15 protein-coding genes and 1 tRNA gene are annotated in these 14,959 nt (G+C 54.8%); 3 read left to right on the top strand and 13 right to left on the bottom strand.

From position 1 onward, the window contains the following. Positions 1 to 249 precede the first annotated feature (249 nt). The gene (gene fadL, locus C7434_RS09530) at positions 250 to 1,524 is read left to right on the top strand and encodes a long-chain fatty acid transporter FadL (RefSeq protein ID WP_033740714.1); all 1,275 of its coding nucleotides are present in this window, start codon (positions 250 to 252) and stop codon (positions 1,522 to 1,524) included. A gap of 124 nt (positions 1,525 to 1,648) precedes the next feature. Here fadL and mlaA read toward each other — a convergent pair whose 3' ends face one another. From mlaA to ccmA, 10 genes are all read right to left on the bottom strand, one after another. Then, positions 1,649 to 2,413 (bottom strand): phospholipid-binding lipoprotein MlaA, encoded by a 765-nt coding sequence (mlaA, locus tag C7434_RS09535; RefSeq protein WP_033740717.1) that lies wholly within the window; start codon positions 2,411 to 2,413, stop codon positions 1,649 to 1,651. Between the two features lie 129 nt (positions 2,414 to 2,542). After that, entirely contained in the window at positions 2,543 to 3,754 is a 1,212-nt protein-coding gene (ccmI, locus tag C7434_RS09540; RefSeq protein WP_033740720.1) for a c-type cytochrome biogenesis protein CcmI, read from the bottom strand. Then, positions 3,754 to 4,209, bottom strand: a complete 456-nt coding sequence (locus C7434_RS09545) for a cytochrome c-type biogenesis protein (RefSeq protein ID WP_033740723.1) — start codon at positions 4,207 to 4,209, stop codon at positions 3,754 to 3,756. The genes ccmI and C7434_RS09545 overlap by 1 nt, the downstream gene beginning before the upstream one ends. After that, positions 4,206 to 4,760, bottom strand: a complete 555-nt coding sequence (locus tag C7434_RS09550; protein WP_006120096.1) for a DsbE family thiol:disulfide interchange protein — start codon at positions 4,758 to 4,760, stop codon at positions 4,206 to 4,208. The genes C7434_RS09545 and C7434_RS09550 overlap by 4 nt, the downstream gene beginning before the upstream one ends. Then, positions 4,757 to 6,715: a heme lyase CcmF/NrfE family subunit gene (locus C7434_RS09555; protein WP_033740726.1), complete on the bottom strand. Its 1,959-nt coding sequence runs from the start codon at positions 6,713 to 6,715 to the stop codon at positions 4,757 to 4,759. The genes C7434_RS09550 and C7434_RS09555 overlap by 4 nt, the downstream gene beginning before the upstream one ends. Then, positions 6,712 to 7,197 (bottom strand): cytochrome c maturation protein CcmE, encoded by a 486-nt coding sequence (gene ccmE / locus C7434_RS09560; protein ID WP_033740729.1) that lies wholly within the window; start codon positions 7,195 to 7,197, stop codon positions 6,712 to 6,714. The genes C7434_RS09555 and ccmE overlap by 4 nt, the downstream gene beginning before the upstream one ends. After that, a complete protein-coding gene (gene ccmD / locus C7434_RS09565; protein ID WP_006120099.1) occupies positions 7,194 to 7,427 on the bottom strand; it encodes a heme exporter protein CcmD in 234 nt (77 codons plus the stop codon). Before ccmD ends, ccmE begins: the two co-directional genes overlap by 4 nt. Continuing rightward, positions 7,424 to 8,164 (bottom strand): heme ABC transporter permease, encoded by a 741-nt coding sequence (locus C7434_RS09570; RefSeq protein ID WP_033740732.1) that lies wholly within the window; start codon positions 8,162 to 8,164, stop codon positions 7,424 to 7,426. The genes ccmD and C7434_RS09570 overlap by 4 nt, the downstream gene beginning before the upstream one ends. A gap of 54 nt (positions 8,165 to 8,218) precedes the next feature. Next, entirely contained in the window at positions 8,219 to 8,878 is a 660-nt protein-coding gene (ccmB, locus tag C7434_RS09575; RefSeq protein ID WP_033740735.1) for a heme exporter protein CcmB, read from the bottom strand. Then, positions 8,878 to 9,495, bottom strand: coding sequence for a cytochrome c biogenesis heme-transporting ATPase CcmA (ccmA, locus tag C7434_RS09580; RefSeq protein WP_033740738.1), 618 nt, complete (start codon positions 9,493 to 9,495; stop codon positions 8,878 to 8,880). The genes ccmB and ccmA overlap by 1 nt, the downstream gene beginning before the upstream one ends. Positions 9,496 to 9,738: 243 nt before the next feature. Between ccmA and C7434_RS09585 the strand changes: the two genes are divergently transcribed. Then, positions 9,739 to 10,671, top strand: coding sequence for a formate/nitrite transporter family protein (locus C7434_RS09585; RefSeq protein ID WP_039339756.1), 933 nt, complete (start codon positions 9,739 to 9,741; stop codon positions 10,669 to 10,671). 73 nt (positions 10,672 to 10,744) lie between these two features. Then, positions 10,745 to 10,819: transfer RNA gene (locus C7434_RS09590), tRNA-Arg, on the top strand. Between the two features lie 424 nt (positions 10,820 to 11,243). Here the strand turns inward: C7434_RS09590 and C7434_RS09595 are convergent. From C7434_RS09595 to C7434_RS09610, 3 genes are all read right to left on the bottom strand, one after another. Then, the gene (locus C7434_RS09595) at positions 11,244 to 12,599 is read right to left on the bottom strand and encodes a VasL domain-containing protein (protein WP_133745389.1); all 1,356 of its coding nucleotides are present in this window, start codon (positions 12,597 to 12,599) and stop codon (positions 11,244 to 11,246) included. Between the two features lie 46 nt (positions 12,600 to 12,645). After that, positions 12,646 to 13,890 (bottom strand): GIY-YIG nuclease family protein, encoded by a 1,245-nt coding sequence (locus C7434_RS09600; RefSeq protein WP_133745390.1) that lies wholly within the window; start codon positions 13,888 to 13,890, stop codon positions 12,646 to 12,648. 598 nt (positions 13,891 to 14,488) lie between these two features. Then, on the bottom strand, positions 14,489 to 14,959 hold the full coding sequence (locus tag C7434_RS09610; RefSeq protein ID WP_133745392.1) for a hypothetical protein: 471 nt from the start codon (positions 14,957 to 14,959) through the stop codon (positions 14,489 to 14,491).

Genomic DNA, 14,959 nt, shown 5'->3' on the forward strand with positions numbered 1-14,959 from the left:
TATAATTTGATCTGAATCAGTTTTGCGCCTGCTGCCTGCCTCGTTTCCCGCAGAGAAGTGTTAAGCAGATCGAATTTTCATCTATCAAATTGGAAATAATTTAAAAACAATATTGCAACATGTGTACAGGTCGGACCTATACTCTCCGCACTGGTCTGATATGTCCGACCGTCATCAGTCCATACAATCCGCCGTTCCTTGTTACACGACGTCACAACGTTAAATAATAATTCACATGAGGTTGTGGTCATGAACCATAAAAACCTGTTCGCAAAGTCAGCCGTGGCAGCTGCGGTAGCGCTTATTTCCTCTAACGTTTACGCAGCCGGATTTCAGTTAAATGAATTTTCTTCCATTGGTTTAGGTCGTGCTTATTCAGGCGAAGGCGCAATGGGTGATACGGCGGCCTCAGCCAGCCGTAACCCGGCGACCATGGCGCTGATGGATCGCCCTGAATTTTCACTCGGTGCGGTTTATATCGATCCTCAAGTGGATATCAGCGGCCAGAGTCCAACAGGACGGAGCCTGGATGCGAAAAACATCGCGCCTAATCAGTGGGTCCCTGATCTGCACTATGTCCAGCCGATTAATGACCAATGGTGGGTAGGGGCCTCTGCCACCTCAAACTACGGTCTGGCGACAGAATTTAATAACGGTTATACCGCAGGCGGATTCGGCGGTAAAACAGACCTGACGACCGTGAATCTTAACCTCAGCACCGCCTACCGCCTGAATGAACACTTCAGCTTTGGTGTGGGTTTTGATGCCGTTTATGCTAAAGCGAAAATTGAGCGTTATGCCGGAGAGTCGTTCTCCGCGCTGGGCATTCCTGCGGATACCCAAATTACCCGACTAAAGGGGAATGAATGGGGTTACGGCTGGAACGCCGGTGTACTTTATGAAGTTGATGATAATAACCGTTTTGGTTTTACCTACCGCTCTGAAGTGAAAGTTGACTTTGATGGGGATTACAAAAGTAATCTTCCTGCGGCCATCAACGCATTTAACATCCCCGGCGCACCTTTTGGCACAAGCGGAAACACGATTCCGGGTTCATTAACCCTGAATCTGCCAGAAATGTGGGAAGTTTCAGGCTGGCATAAAGTCGCGCCACAATGGGCCGTTCACTATAGCCTGGCCTATACCAGCTGGAGCCAGTTCCAGGAGCTGAAAGCGACCGGTTCGAATGGTCAGACGCTGTTCTATAAAGATGAAGGCTTCCATGATGCCTACCGTATCGCCCTGGGTACCACTTACCAGTACGATAAAAACTGGACCTTCCGCAGCGGTATCGCCTTTGATGACAGCCCGGTTCCGGCTGACAAGCGTTCCATCTCCATCCCGGATCAGGATCGCTTGTGGCTGAGTGCGGGTGCCTCCTATGCATTTAATGACGATGCCTCCGTCGATGTCGGCGTCTCTTATATGCATGGTCAGAAAGTTACCATTCAGGAAGGCAATTACACCTTTAATTCCAGTGGTAAAGCCTGGCTGTACGGCGCGAGCTTCAACTACAAATTCTGATATGTTGACCGCAAAAAAAAGCGACACACTGTGTCGCTTTTTTTTGCTCCGCCTAGCGAGCCCTGACAGAACATTCGTATAAATCACTTCAGCCTGAAGCCGCCCTTTTCCGGGCGGCCTCACATTACTGAGAATCGATATCTTTGAGATCGTCCTGAATTGCCGCTGCGTTCGGATTATCTTCGGGCTTCAGCTTGCCACCACGCGCCAGGAAGTCATAGCGCTCAAAATAGGCGTTACGCATAAAGGCGTAAGGATCGCGCTGCTGTTTCAGGATGGCATCGGAGTCCAGCAGTTGCGCACGTGTTTCCACCCCTTCAAGTGCCCATTTACCCACGGACATCGGCCAGGTCAACCAGCCCAGCACCGGATAAAGCGTATCCACATAATCGCCGCCGTCCTGACGCACCGTAAAGCTGCCATAGCCAGGCAACTGCACGTAAGGACCGTAGCCCACGCCATAGTGCCCCAGCGTGGTACCGAAGCGTTGCGGCCCCTGGCGCGCCAGCTCAGGGTTCGCTTTGCCTGCAACGTCGATAAAGCCGCCCAGGCCCAGCACGGTATTCAGGAAGAAACGCGTGAAGTGAATACCGGCATTGCGCGGTTCACCGACCAGAATAGCGTTCACCATACTGGCGGGTTCGCTCAGGTTGCCCAGGAAGTTGCTCAGGCCAGCACGTGCCGGGACGGGCACATAGTCGCGCCAGGCCACAGCCACCGGACGCACCACATACGGGTCCAGCACATTGTAGTTAAAGTTAAACATTGTGCGGTTAAAGCCTTCAAACGGATCGCTACGCCCGGCTGGCGCATCGGTCTCCGGCTTTGAACTGGCACAACCCACCAGAAGCACACTGGCCAAGGCCAAGCTGGTCAGGCGGTGATCCATTTTTTTCTCCCTGTGCATATAAGTGATGTATACCCTGCCGCCTTTCTCGGGTAGATCAGCGCGTTAAGCAAGCATAGCTGATATCCACGGTGCGGTTTACAGATTCAGACAGAGCCAGAGAATATCGGTCTAAGGCTGCTGCGCATTAATCTCAACGGTCACATGCTGATGACCGTCCCAGGGCACGACGGCGCTGACACCGAACCAGTCACCCGGCTCAGGGTTCGCGCGGCCATTACGTGAAATCCTGACGCGAACCTGGATCTGTTTCTGCGCCGAAAGACGGCGCCCCTGCATCATGGCATTACTGTCATCCAGCGTCAGCGACACGGGAAAATGCCCGGCAGCAAGACGCTTCACGGCCACCGGCACGGGCGACATACCGTCAGTAACCGAAATATACATGACTCCGCCCGGCGGTAACATGTTTTCTGCCTGGGGAGAAAGCGTCACATCTACCGTCAACTGGCTCGCTTGTTGTCCGGCGTCCGTTCTGGCTTGCTCAATACTGCGCGCAATGTTGTCGCGCCGGGGATCGTCCGCCGGCAGCGCGTTCAGTAAGGTTTGCCAGGCCGCAATCGCCTGAGCATAGTGTTGCTGTTCAAAGGCAGCGTAAGCCAGCAGGCTCAGCGTCCGGGCATTGTGCGGATCCTGTTTACGCAGATCCTGCAACACAAGTTCTGCCTGACGGTTTTCCTGTGGATCGCCCGACCGGGCCAGAACCTCGGCGTAATCCTGTTTTAATACCTGATTATTCGGTGCCAACTGCAGCGCGTGCTCGAACGCCTGACGGGCGGTCGTCGCGTTATTCAGCACCATACCAAGACGGCCAAGCATTGCCCAGTCGCTAAGGTTATCAGGCTCGGTTTGCAGATGGCTGCGCAAACCGAGCTGTAAGCGTGAAAGCTGTTCCGGCGTCAGCGGCTTCGCGTGAGGATCCAGCACCTGCGCACGCAGCGCAGGATATGCTTTCTGCACCTGCAGCCAGCCGCTGAACGGCACAAAACCGCCGGTGTTGAGATAGCACACCAGCGGCACGACCAGTAAGACAATAATGCCCGGTAACAATACCCAACGGCGACTGCTGCGCGACTGTGCATCCGGTGCAGGCGGAATATCACTCAACAGTGACTGCTGTAGCTCGCGCGCCATCACGTCCCGCTCGGCGATCACGCCCTGATCCTCATCCTGCGTCAGTTCGGCCAGCCGTTGGTGATAAAAATCTTTATTAAGGCTGTCACGCGTGACTATGTGGGACGCGCGCGGACGCCAGCCTGCGGCCAGGAACAGCACACAGGCCGCGAACAGCAGTACCAATATCGCGATTAAAAAGGCTGCCATTATGCTTCCCTGTCCGATTTCAAAATGGCTTCAAGCCGCTGTTGCTCTTCATCACTCAGTTCGCTACAGGTCTTACGCTGGCGACTGCGCCAGACGATTACGCCCGCGCCGCCTGCGACAAACAGCGCAGGTCCCAGCCACAGAATCACGGTGGATGGCGTGACGGGCGGTTGGTAGCTGACGAAATTGCCGTAGCGCGCCACCATATAGTCGAGGATCTGCTGACGCGTTTGTCCCTGTTTCATCAGCTGATAAACTTTCAACCGCATATCCGCCGCAATCATGGCGTTGGAATCCGCAATGCTGTTGTTCTGACATTTGGGGCAGCGCAGGGAGGCGGTGATATCACGGTACTGTTCTTCCTGCGCGACGGAGTCAAATGCATAGGTATCGATGGCCGCCCACAGGCTGGCGCTAAACAGCAAGCCGCAAAGCATCATCACCAGCGCTTTCATGAGCCGCTCTCCGTATTGTATTTATCCCATAAAGGCTTTACTTCCTGCTGCCAGACGCGCGGATTCAGATCTCCGGCATGGCGATAGCGAATAATGCCGTTGCCATCGATCAGAAAGGTTTCCGGTGCGCCATATACGCCAAGATCCAGGCCCAGCATACCGTCGCCATCATACAGGCTGAGCGCATAAGGATTACCCAGCGTGTTTAACCAGGTCACCGCCTTTTGCCGATCGTCTTTATAATTGAGCCCGACTACCCGCACGCCCTGCTCTGCCAGCGTATTCAGATAGTGATGTTCTGCCCGACAGGTCGGGCACCATGTTGCCCAGACGTTGAGTAAAAGCGGTTTGCCGGTGATAAGCGTTTGCTGGTTGTAGGTTTTACCGGGCGTTTCCAGGGCTTCGAGCCGGAACACCGGCAACGGTTTACCAATTAACGCCGACTCCAGCCGCGTAGGATCGTCGCCCGCCGCATTGCGTGACAGTTGCCAAAGCAGCGCGGCGGCCAGCAGTAAAAACAGGATCAGGGGAATAAACAGAATCTTTTTCATGCCCGCACCTCGCGCTCGCCTTTTTTACGCGCACGATAACGCGGATCCAGTAAACAGAGCAGACCGCCGGCAGCCATAAACAGTCCACCGAACCAAATCCAGCGCACAAAGGGTTTATAGTAAATGCGCACCGCCCAACTGCCGTCATCGAGTTCCTCACCCAGCGCCGCATAGAGATCGCGGGTAAAGCCACCATCAATTGCCGCCTCGGTCATCATGGTGCGCGCCGCTGAATAAAAGCGTTTTTCCGCATACAACATCGCTTCAGGCTGCCCGTCCCGCGTCACATCAATCACCGCCACGCCGCCGCTGTAGTTGGGCCCTTGCAGATCCTGAACATCGCGGAAGACAAAGTGGTAGTGATGGATATCAACACTGTCGCCCGCTTTCATGCGCACATCCCGTTCAACGCTGTATTGCGTGCTAAACGCTATCCCAATCACGGTGACGCCGACACCTAAATGGCCGAGCACCATGCCCCAGTGGCTGCGTGACAAGTGGCGCAGTCCGGTGAAAAAAGAATGACGATGCGTCGCACGTTCATGCAGTTCCATCAGGGTTAACACGATGATCCATACCGCCATCAGCAGGCCCACTACCGTCATTGCCTCTACCCGATCCTGTAGCCACCAGGGCAACAGCACGGAGGCCAGCAGCGTGACGACCAGTGCTAACAGCAAACGCCGTACCAGCTTCTGGGGTTCATCACGGCGCCAGCGCACTAACGGCCCAATCCCCAACATTAAGGCCAGCGGTGCCATCAGCCAGCTGAACAGCGTATTAAAAAAGGGCTGGCCCACGGAGATGCTGCCCAGACCGAGTTGTTTATGGACCAGCGGTAACAGCGTACCGAGCAGCACCACCAGCATGGCCGCAATCAACAGGACGTTATTGCCCAGCAGAAAGGATTCGCGCGACCACAAGGCGTTTTGTACCCTGCTGCGGACCTGCCCTCCTTTGAGGGCATAGAGCAGCAGCGAGCTGCCAATAACAATCACCAAAAAGGCCAGAATAAACATGCCCCGCGCCGGATCGGAGGCAAACGCGTGCACCGAGACCAGCACGCCGGATCGCACCAGGAAGGTCCCGAGCAGACTCAGGGAGAACGCGGTAATCGCCAGCAATACGGTCCAGGCTTTAAAGGTGCCGCGCTTTTCGGTCACCGCCAGTGAGTGCATTAACGCCGTGCCAGCCAGCCAGGGCATAAAGGACGCATTTTCAACCGGATCCCAGAACCACCAGCCGCCCCAGCCCAGCTCGTAATAGGCCCATGCAGAGCCCAGCACAATACCTATGGTCAGGAACAGCCAGGCTGCGGTGGTCCAGGGACGCGACCAGCGCGCCCAGGCGGTATCCAGCCTTCCGGCCATCAGGGAGGCAATGGCAAAAGCAAAGGCCACCGAGAAACCGACATAGCCCATGTATAACAAAGGCGGATGGAAGATCAGGCCAATATCCTGCAGCATGGGATTGAGGTCGCGGCCATCGACGGGAAAGTCCGGCAGGGTACGGCTGAACGGATTAGAGGTGAGGATGATAAATAGCAGGAAGCCCAGCGTAATCATGCCCATCACCGCCAGCACGCGCGCCAGTGCGTCCTGCGGCATGCCGCGGCTGAAGATCGCCACGGCCAGCGTCCAGCCACTCAACAGCAGCACCCACAGCAGCAGGGAGCCTTCGTGCGCCCCCCAGGTGGCCGCAATGCGGTAATAGACCGGCAGCAGGGAATTCGAGTTGTTAACGACATAGCTTACGGTAAAGTCGTTAACGATAAACGCCCAGACCAGCAACCCGAAAGCCCCCGCCACACAGCCGAACAGGCCAACGGCCAGGGGACGCGCCATGCCCATCAGGCGCGCATCCTGGCGCCAGGCCCCCCAGAGCGGATACACGCTGAGCAGCAGCGCCAACGCGACGCCGAGACAGAGTAAAAAACTGCCCAGTTCTGGCATCATGGTGTCTGTCCTGCCGGGTGAGTCGCGGCCTGTTGCACGGGTGGTGCGGGCTTCATCGCGGCGGTGATTTCAGGTGGCGTATAGTTTTCATCATGTTTCGCCAGCACTTCTTTGGCGTTGATCAGGTTGCCGGGTTCAAGGACGCCCTGTGCAACGACGCCCTGTCCCTCGCGAAACAGATCGGGCAAAATGCCCACAAAGTTTACACTGACCACACCACGGCCATCGTAAAGCTGAAAAGAGACGGCCAGCGTTCGGGGATCTCGCGTGACGCTGCCGGGCATCACCACGCCGCCCACGCGCAGACGCTGTCCGGGTTCCGGCCTGATGTGTGCATCACCTTTCCCCTCCAGGATTTCACCTGGCGTATAAAACAGATCGATATTGGACCGCAGCGCATACATTACCAGCGCGGTAGCCAGTCCAAGTCCGGTAAGTATCGCCACGACGACATACAGGCGATTACGGCGGCGGATATTCACTTCGCTTCTCCTGCCGTTTTAGTCCCGGCACGTTTAACACTGGCCGCGCGCAGACGGCGCTCCCGGGCATCACGCTGGCGAATGTCCGCCAGCAAACGTCTGTGTGACCACCAGCTGTGTACAATCAGGCCACAAAGAGGCACCAGCGCCCCTGCCACCGCCAGCCAGACGTAAAAAGCGTAACCGCCCATGGCAATGAAGTCATGCCATGAGGCAAAAGCGGGCGTCATTCTTTGCTCCTTGTCTTTGCCAGGGCAATCGCCCAGGGACGTTTACGTTCCGTCAGCAGAATCAGGTTGCGTAAGCGCATCAGCGTTAACGTGATAAACAACAGCAGGTCACCCAGGATGGCCCAGCGCAGCGGCGTGCGCATCGGCGGCGCGATAGCCTGTTGCAGTAAGCCGGACGATCCCTGATGCAAGGTATTCCACCACTGCACAGAGAAATGAATGATGGGCAGATTGATCACGCCGACCAGAATGAGCACCCCTGCGGCGCGCCCGGCCATGCGACGGTCCTCGAACGCCTGATACAGCGCAATGACGCCCAGATATAAAAACAGCAGCACCAGTTCTGATGTGAGCCTGGCGTCCCATATCCACCAGGTTCCCCACATCGGCTTGCCCCAGGCAGAACCGGTAACCAGCGCAATAAAGGTAAACACCGCACCGATCGGTGCCATCGCCGCTGAGACTAAATCGGCCATTTTCATCTGCCAGACCAGACCAGTAAACGCCGCAACGGCCATCGCGCTGTATATCCCCATCGACCACATGGCCGCCGGAACATGAATATACATAATGCGAAAACTGTCACCCTGCTGGTAGTCTGCCGGTGCATAGCCAAATCCCCATATCCAGGCCAGCAGCAGTACCGCCGCACTGGCCAGGGCGAACCCCGGCACCAGCCGACCGCACAACTGATACAGCCGTTCGGGCTTCGCCAGCTGATGTAATCCTTTCCACATGTTTACTTGCTCACTTTTAAATAAACGCGAATAACACGTCTGATGCGTGCTGATTTAGTGCAGCGTAATCCGCAACGCCGCGGCGGTGGCAAACGGGGCCAGCGTCGCACTCGCGACCAGCATCGCCCCCAGCAACGCCAGGTAACCGCCAATGGCTAACCCCTGACCTGCGGCGTCGATGGCCGCGCTGGCAAAAATCAGTACCGGAATAGCCAGTGGCAGAACCAACAGGCTGAGCAGCACGCCGCCGCGACGCAACCCAACGGTCAGCCCCACGCCAATCGCGCCGAGAAAACTCAGCGTCGGTGTTCCTAACAGCAGCGTCAGTGCCACCGCCCGCCAGCCCGGCATATCCAGGGACAGCAACAGGGCCGCCAGGGGCGAAAGCAGAATTAACGGCAAGCCCGTGACCAGCCAGTGGGCGATGATTTTCCCCAGCACCGTGACCGGCAGCGGTACAGGCGACAATAAAAGTTGCTCCAGCGTGCCGTCGTTAAGGTCATCACGAAACAGCCTTTCCAGCGCGAGCAGCGAAGAGAGCAATGCCGCAACCCAGACAATACCGGGTGCGATCCGTGCCAGCTGATGAGGATCGGGACCGATACCCAACGGGAAGAGCGTGATGACAATCAGGAAAAACCACAGTGGATTCATCACTTCGGCGCCGCGACGACAGGCGATACGTAATTCGCGCTGAATAAGACGACACAACATTACTGCCACTCCATGGCATGCAGGCGGATAGTATTGATCTGCCCCGTCAACCCCGGCAGCGCCTGATGGCTGGTCACGATGACAGACCCCCCCTGCTGCGTGTGCGCCACAAAGCGGCTCATTAACGTCTCCACCCCCGTGTGATCGAGGGCGGTTAAAGGTTCGTCCAGGATCCATAAGGTTGCCTGGGTCAGCCACAGCCGGGCCAGGGCGATGCGCCGCTGTTGTCCGGCAGAGAGCTGCGCGGCCGCGACCTCTTCATAACCTGCCAGGCCGACGCTGGCCAGTGCAGTAAAAAGGTGTTCATCGCGGCAGTCTGGATGATAAAAGCGCAGATTTTCCAGCGCCGATAACGCCGATGAGATCCCCGGCAGATGCCCCAGGTAAAGCATGGCCTGATGCCAGGTGTCGCGTTGCCGGTGAACCGGCTGCGACTGCCAGCGCACCTCACCATGTTCAGGCGTGCTCAGTCCGGCCAGGATCCGCAGCAGCGACGTTTTCCCGGCCCCGTTTGGCCCTTCAATTTGTACGATGTCACCTGCCGACACGCGAAACGTAAGCGCCTCAAAGAGCGCGCGCTCATCACGCACACAAAGCAGATTAATGATTTCCAACATGGAGGGGTAAATCGCGCCAGCCAAATAAGGCGCAAATGATAGCACAATGTTACAGCGTGCCGAAGGCTGTGCGCGCTCCCCTTTTGCTCAGGGCTTAGATATTCGTGCTTTTCAGCGCGTCTGGTGGATAAAAAGCGCACCACGGCAGAAGGTTGTCACGTTTGTTCGCTGTCGCAGAAACAGTTTCGTTAGCCAAAAAACGACTACGCTTATAACGCATTTGTACTGTTACCAGGAGAAAACATGAAGCCTTCATCAAGCATAAGTCAGGGACCTAACGATGTAGACAGCGAAGAAAAAGAACAGGGAAAGGAGGATATTGAAGTAGATGAAGACGCCCTGCCCTCGCGTGCCGCCGCTATCCACGAAGAGATTCGACAGGACGGGGAAAAAGAGCTGGAGCGGGATGGCATGGCGCTGCTGTGGTCAGCGATTGCGGCCGGGCTGTCAATGGGGGCTTCACTGATGGCCAAGGGCATTTTTCAGGTTCATCTGGACGGCGTCCCCGGCGCCTATTTACTGGAAAACCTTGGCTACACCTTTGGCTTTGTGATTGTGATTATGGCACGGCAGCAGCTTTTCACTGAAAACACCGTGACGGCCGTTCTGCCCGTTATGCACAAACCCACCACAAGCAATCTTGGTTTATTGCTTCGCCTGTGGGGCATTGTGCTACTGGGCAACCTTATTGGTACCGCGTTCGCCGCCTTAGCGTTTAACGAAATGCCCATTTTTGATGAAGCCACTCGCCAGGCCTTTACGGATATCAGCATGAAGGTGATGGAACATACGCCGGGCGAGATGTTTGCTAACGCGGTGATCTCCGGCTGGATCATTGCCACAATGGTCTGGATGTTCCCTTATGCGGGAGCGGCCAAACTGTTTGTCATTGTGATGATGACCTGGCTGGTCGCACTGGGCGATCTGGCACATATCGTGGTGGGTTCCGTTGAGGTGCTTTACCTGGTGTTTAACGGCAGTGTTCCCTGGACCGCGTTTCTCTGGCCTTTTGCTGTTCCAACCCTGTTGGGTAACCTGACGGGCGGTACGCTGATTTTCGCCCTGATAAGTCACGCCCAGATTCGCAATGATATGGGCGAAGCTGCTCAGGCAAAGGCGAAGGCAGAACGGCGCAAAGCGGAGAAAAAACGTCAGCAGCAGCAAGAAGAACGCTAAATTGCTGACAGAATGAGCAAACGCGCGGCAGTGTAGTGAATCCTGCCGCTTAACTGCGGTATACTGCGCTGGCGTCTCCTTAGTTAAATGGATATAACGAGCCCCTCCTAAGGGCTAGTTGCAGGTTCGATTCCTGCAGGGGACACCACGTACAGCCTTCTGACATTCACCAAATTCACTCATCCTTCTTATCTTTAATACCGCCTCTGCTCTGCCTGGGTGACGACGGCCAGTTTCTGCGCATTTCAACATGAACGATTACACATACACATTTCCTGTTTAAGCATTCACGCTCTATTAAGGCTCAGAACGGCCAGCACTTTTAGGCAAGCGGTCAATATCTCATCGTGTTTTTTGCGACCAGCTTGCCCCTGTCGACAGACTGAAGAAAAGTGTAACGCCTGGCCGATAACACGCAATCTTCCTAAATAATCAAATCGGGGACATTCTCAGAATCAGAAAGAAAATGAAGCGCCTTTATGTGGATCGCTACCCACTCGCTTCTTAAGCGCCCTGCGTAAATCAGAAAACCCGACAGAAAACGGCGTGCTCGCTTTGCCAGACGAGAGGTTTTATTTTTCTGCCTGCTGTTTCAGTTCGGCATAGCGGGCTGTCAGTTGTTTCAGGTGCATTTCCAGCTGAGATTGGGCAGCAGCAGGTAACGGTTTGCCCGCTGGATGTTGCGACAGTAAGCGCAGCTGTTCTTCAGCCGGTATGGACTGATTAAAGAACTGCATCGTGGCAAAAACCACTGATTTCAGCTCACTGACCGTTATGTATTTACCCTTCTGTTCATCGAGGCCATTTAATCTGTCGCTCAGTTTTTGTAGTGTCATCATTCCCTGAGACCAGCCATTGAGCTGCTCTGCCGGTAATGCGGCAGCACTGCGTTGTTGTTGCCATTGCTGTGCCAGAGACTTTGCCTGCTCCGGCCAGAGCGCCTGAGCCTGCTCTACAAGTTGTCGGCTGTAGTCAATGCTCCAGCCCGGCGGAAGCTTATCCAGACGGTTCAGCTGTTGCTGTGTTCGGGCGATCACGTTCTGCGGCAAAGCAGTCTGCTGACGCAATAGATCCACCTGTTCTGGCGTGAGCGTTGCAGGTAAAGGTGCCAGAGATGCCGCCAACTGAGCCTGCAGCGGATTTGGCCGGTTTACATATTGCCAGCTTCCCACTGCGGCCACGCTTATCGCCAGCATGGCACCCATACCGGCAACGAAAGATTTCCACTTTTTTACCGGCGCGGGAAGAGTCGCCAGTACTTCCACATTCGCCTGATATTCAGGGCGGGCAACATACACCCATTTCATCGCGCTGGCGGTTTCTTCTGCACCGTCGGCTACGAAGGCGGCTGCATCGTTGATCACACTAGCTGGCAGCACAGCTGCCCCTGCCCGGGTTGTGTCGTCACTGTTTTCCAGCCGGACAGCGCTGTTATGCATCAGTATACGTAACATATCGAGCTGGCTCAGATGTTTAAGCTCCAGGCGCTGCAGCACCTCGCCCATAGCGGCAAGACGTTGCTCTGCCTTGTACAGCTGACCAAGGTCGCTGTAATTCAGCGGGAGCGCGCGCATCCGTTGCTGCAGACGCTGGCTCAGACTGCTGAGGATTTCCATGCGGGCATGTACCGGCTGCGGCCAGAGCGTGCCCCACTGATGGCTTATCAGCGCATCCAGTATCGCCAGACCTTCATTTAGGCCGAACAAGCCGGCCAGCTGCGTTCGGGCAAGCGTATACCAGGCCGCCGTCTGCAGTTCCACACCATTCTGCTCAAACAGTGAGAGACAGCGTTTTTCGACATACGGCCAGTTCACATCCGGGCGCGCAGGATGCTTCAGCTTACTTAGCTCATCGCGCAGAGCGGCATAATCCGGTAGCGTGCGCGGGTCGCCGCCGGTTTTGATTTTACGCGGGGTGATGTCATTCATGACCAGTTGTCCATTTGACGAATAAGGAGCTATTGAAAGTTATGGCTTATGCGGCTTCGTTTTCTGCACATTCGAGACTCTGCAGATACTGTAGCGCCACCGGGTCAGCAATATATTCGACCTTCCCGTGGTGACGTTCCACTTCATCGATAATCCGGCTGAGCTCGACCCGGAAGAATTCCTTACGCAGGTTAACCCGGTTAATCCGGTAGTTTTCCAGATGGTCATGCAGTGTCTTTTCAAGCGCAGGGGCGTCATCGCAGGAAATCATGGCGTGGACGTCAAAATCAAACGGCACGGCTGCCCCGCTCAGTTCTTTCACACGCTCCATAGGCTCCAGCCGTCGGGTCATACCGATTTTAAATACGTTTTCACCGAAGGAGCCAATATTCGAAATCACATATACATGTCCCTGTTTCGTGAGCTGTGCCATAGATTTGGCGCGTTCATACTGCTGATGCACGTCCTGGATTTTCTGCTCCAACTCCAGACGCTGTCTTTCCAGCTCTTCCCTGTGAGCACCTTCAGCGGCGAGCAGGGCTTCTTCCAGTAAACGCTGCTGCTCAGCAAGGCGTTGCTCCTCCTCTTCCGCTTCGCGCTGCTGCTGCTCCAGTTCATCCTGACGCTGTTTTTCTTCCCTCATCTGACGCTTGAGCTCTGCCTGATACTCTTTTTCTTCCTGCGCTTTTTCCAGCAGGGCGACCTTATCCAGAAACTGCTGTTTTACGCCTTCCCAGTCGGCATTATCTTCAAGTTCCAGAAAGGTGATTTTCTCGCTAATGGCCGCGTAAGCGTCTCTCTCCTTCCTGAGCTGATCATACTTGCTTTGCCAGTTATTCACCGTGGTGCCGGAAAGCAGGGTTTTGACTTTGAATTTATACGCGGAGTCCACAATACGTTGCATTGCCCGGGAGGCTTTATTTCTGGCATTGTGAAAGTGATCCCACTGGCCGGAAAGCTGTTTCTTCTCCTGATACAAGCCGCGAGCCACTTCAGTACTGACAGTTTCTTCAAAGGCTTTCTCTTTCTGTGCAAGGTCCGATATGGCCTGTTCAAGCTCCGCCGTTTTCTTCCGGAACCCCCGGTAAATGAAAACACGTATTATCAATGCAACGGCTGTCAGTAAGCCAAAAAACAGACCGATGATTCCGGCCGGATTCGACACCGATTCAATAAATCGCTCATTAAGATTGATTAATGCTCTTACCGCGACATAAATACCCCAGGCAATGACACCAATAATAACCAGAATAATACCCGCAACATTGTCATCTTTTTTTCTTCGTGCCATGTTTTATTTCTTTCCTTTCTTATTTTCATTCTGACAATTTAATCTGAATAATGGGAATAGAATTTTTTCCATATCAAATTAATACTTTTTCCCTGAGCAAATCGGTAAATGAGTGTATCCGGGCTTGCTGGCCATATAGAGGGGAGCGCATGTGGGCTGTCGGGGTTGGGTACTGACCGGTTCGTCGTTTTCTGCAACACGTTGCGGCTCCTGCTTTTTCGCCGTTGTCACTTTTTTCGACTTAGCTTTGCGAGTGGAAGTAGACTGTTTTACCGAATTGCTGGTTGCTGAGGAAACATACCCGGAACAAAATCGTTTCGACTGGCTCAGACTCCCGTCATTACAGGCAAAGCGGCCATCCGATGTGCAGTGCGCTATACCGCCTTTTGAACCTGAGCAGGGCTGCCTTCCACGCGCAGCATCGGCTTGTGCCGTAAACAATATTCCTGAGACCAGAAGAAAGATTAATTTTCTCATTTCCATATTCGTGATTTATTTCGTTATGTTGTGGCTCTGTTCTCCGTCAGCTATTAACTGTTTCGCCAGGTAATTATGCAATGACAGACAGGTAAACAAACTATTACTCATTCCGGCTCCGCTATGGAAGGAGCGCCAGAATCAAACCAAAAAATGTGCTCTCATCAAAACCCTGCCCGGAGGGGGATAAAGCACCAGGCGGAATAAAGCTCCAGTTGTTCACCATTCCTGACCGCATAAATAATCGCCCCAGAGGCGTCACGAGTCCTCCATTATGGAAGGTCGCCTCCACGCACCCGGTTACACCCTGGCCATAAAGGAACGCCGGCGCAAATTTTACAGACCGGTCGTCGATACGCAGAACGAGGGCGGTAATCTCAAAAGTCCCGTTCTCCACCAGCAGATCCGTAACGGAGGTACTGTACGCCTCCACGCTTAGTCCGGTACCTTCCAGCCACGCGTCCATCTGCTCCTGAAGTTGCGTCATTCGCAGGCGAAATTCTGTAATATCGGCTTGAGTCTTATTGAGAGATGACGCAGGAGCAGGTTGTCGGGCCTGCAGTTTTTCGAGAAACTGTGATTTTACTGACAT

The sequence above is a fragment of the Pantoea sp. PNA 14-12 genome (assembly GCF_004364735.1).
In the GTDB taxonomy this organism is placed as follows: domain Bacteria; phylum Pseudomonadota; class Gammaproteobacteria; order Enterobacterales; family Enterobacteriaceae; genus Pantoea; species Pantoea stewartii.

Excerpts from the sequence above, each read along its gene's own strand:
- fadL (WP_033740714.1), top strand. The coding sequence starts at position 250 with ATGAACCATAAAAACCTGTTCGCAAAGTCAGCCGTGGCAGCTGCGGTA.
- mlaA (WP_033740717.1), bottom strand. The coding sequence starts at position 2,413 with ATGGATCACCGCCTGACCAGCTTGGCCTTGGCCAGTGTGCTTCTGGTG.
- ccmI (WP_033740720.1), bottom strand. The coding sequence starts at position 3,754 with ATGGCAGCCTTTTTAATCGCGATATTGGTACTGCTGTTCGCGGCCTGT.
- C7434_RS09545 (WP_033740723.1), bottom strand. The coding sequence starts at position 4,209 with ATGAAAGCGCTGGTGATGATGCTTTGCGGCTTGCTGTTTAGCGCCAGC.
- C7434_RS09550 (WP_006120096.1), bottom strand. The coding sequence starts at position 4,760 with ATGAAAAAGATTCTGTTTATTCCCCTGATCCTGTTTTTACTGCTGGCC.
- C7434_RS09555 (WP_033740726.1), bottom strand. The coding sequence starts at position 6,715 with ATGATGCCAGAACTGGGCAGTTTTTTACTCTGTCTCGGCGTCGCGTTG.
- ccmD (WP_006120099.1), bottom strand. The coding sequence starts at position 7,427 with ATGACGCCCGCTTTTGCCTCATGGCATGACTTCATTGCCATGGGCGGT.
- C7434_RS09570 (WP_033740732.1), bottom strand. The coding sequence starts at position 8,164 with ATGTGGAAAGGATTACATCAGCTGGCGAAGCCCGAACGGCTGTATCAG.
- ccmB (WP_033740735.1), bottom strand. The coding sequence starts at position 8,878 with ATGTTGTGTCGTCTTATTCAGCGCGAATTACGTATCGCCTGTCGTCGC.
- ccmA (WP_033740738.1), bottom strand. The coding sequence starts at position 9,495 with ATGTTGGAAATCATTAATCTGCTTTGTGTGCGTGATGAGCGCGCGCTC.
- C7434_RS09585 (WP_039339756.1), top strand. The coding sequence starts at position 9,739 with ATGAAGCCTTCATCAAGCATAAGTCAGGGACCTAACGATGTAGACAGC.
- C7434_RS09595 (WP_133745389.1), bottom strand. The coding sequence starts at position 12,599 with ATGAATGACATCACCCCGCGTAAAATCAAAACCGGCGGCGACCCGCGC.
- C7434_RS09600 (WP_133745390.1), bottom strand. The coding sequence starts at position 13,890 with ATGGCACGAAGAAAAAAAGATGACAATGTTGCGGGTATTATTCTGGTT.
- C7434_RS09610 (WP_133745392.1), bottom strand. The coding sequence starts at position 14,959 with ATGTCAGTAAAATCACAGTTTCTCGAAAAACTGCAGGCCCGACAACCT.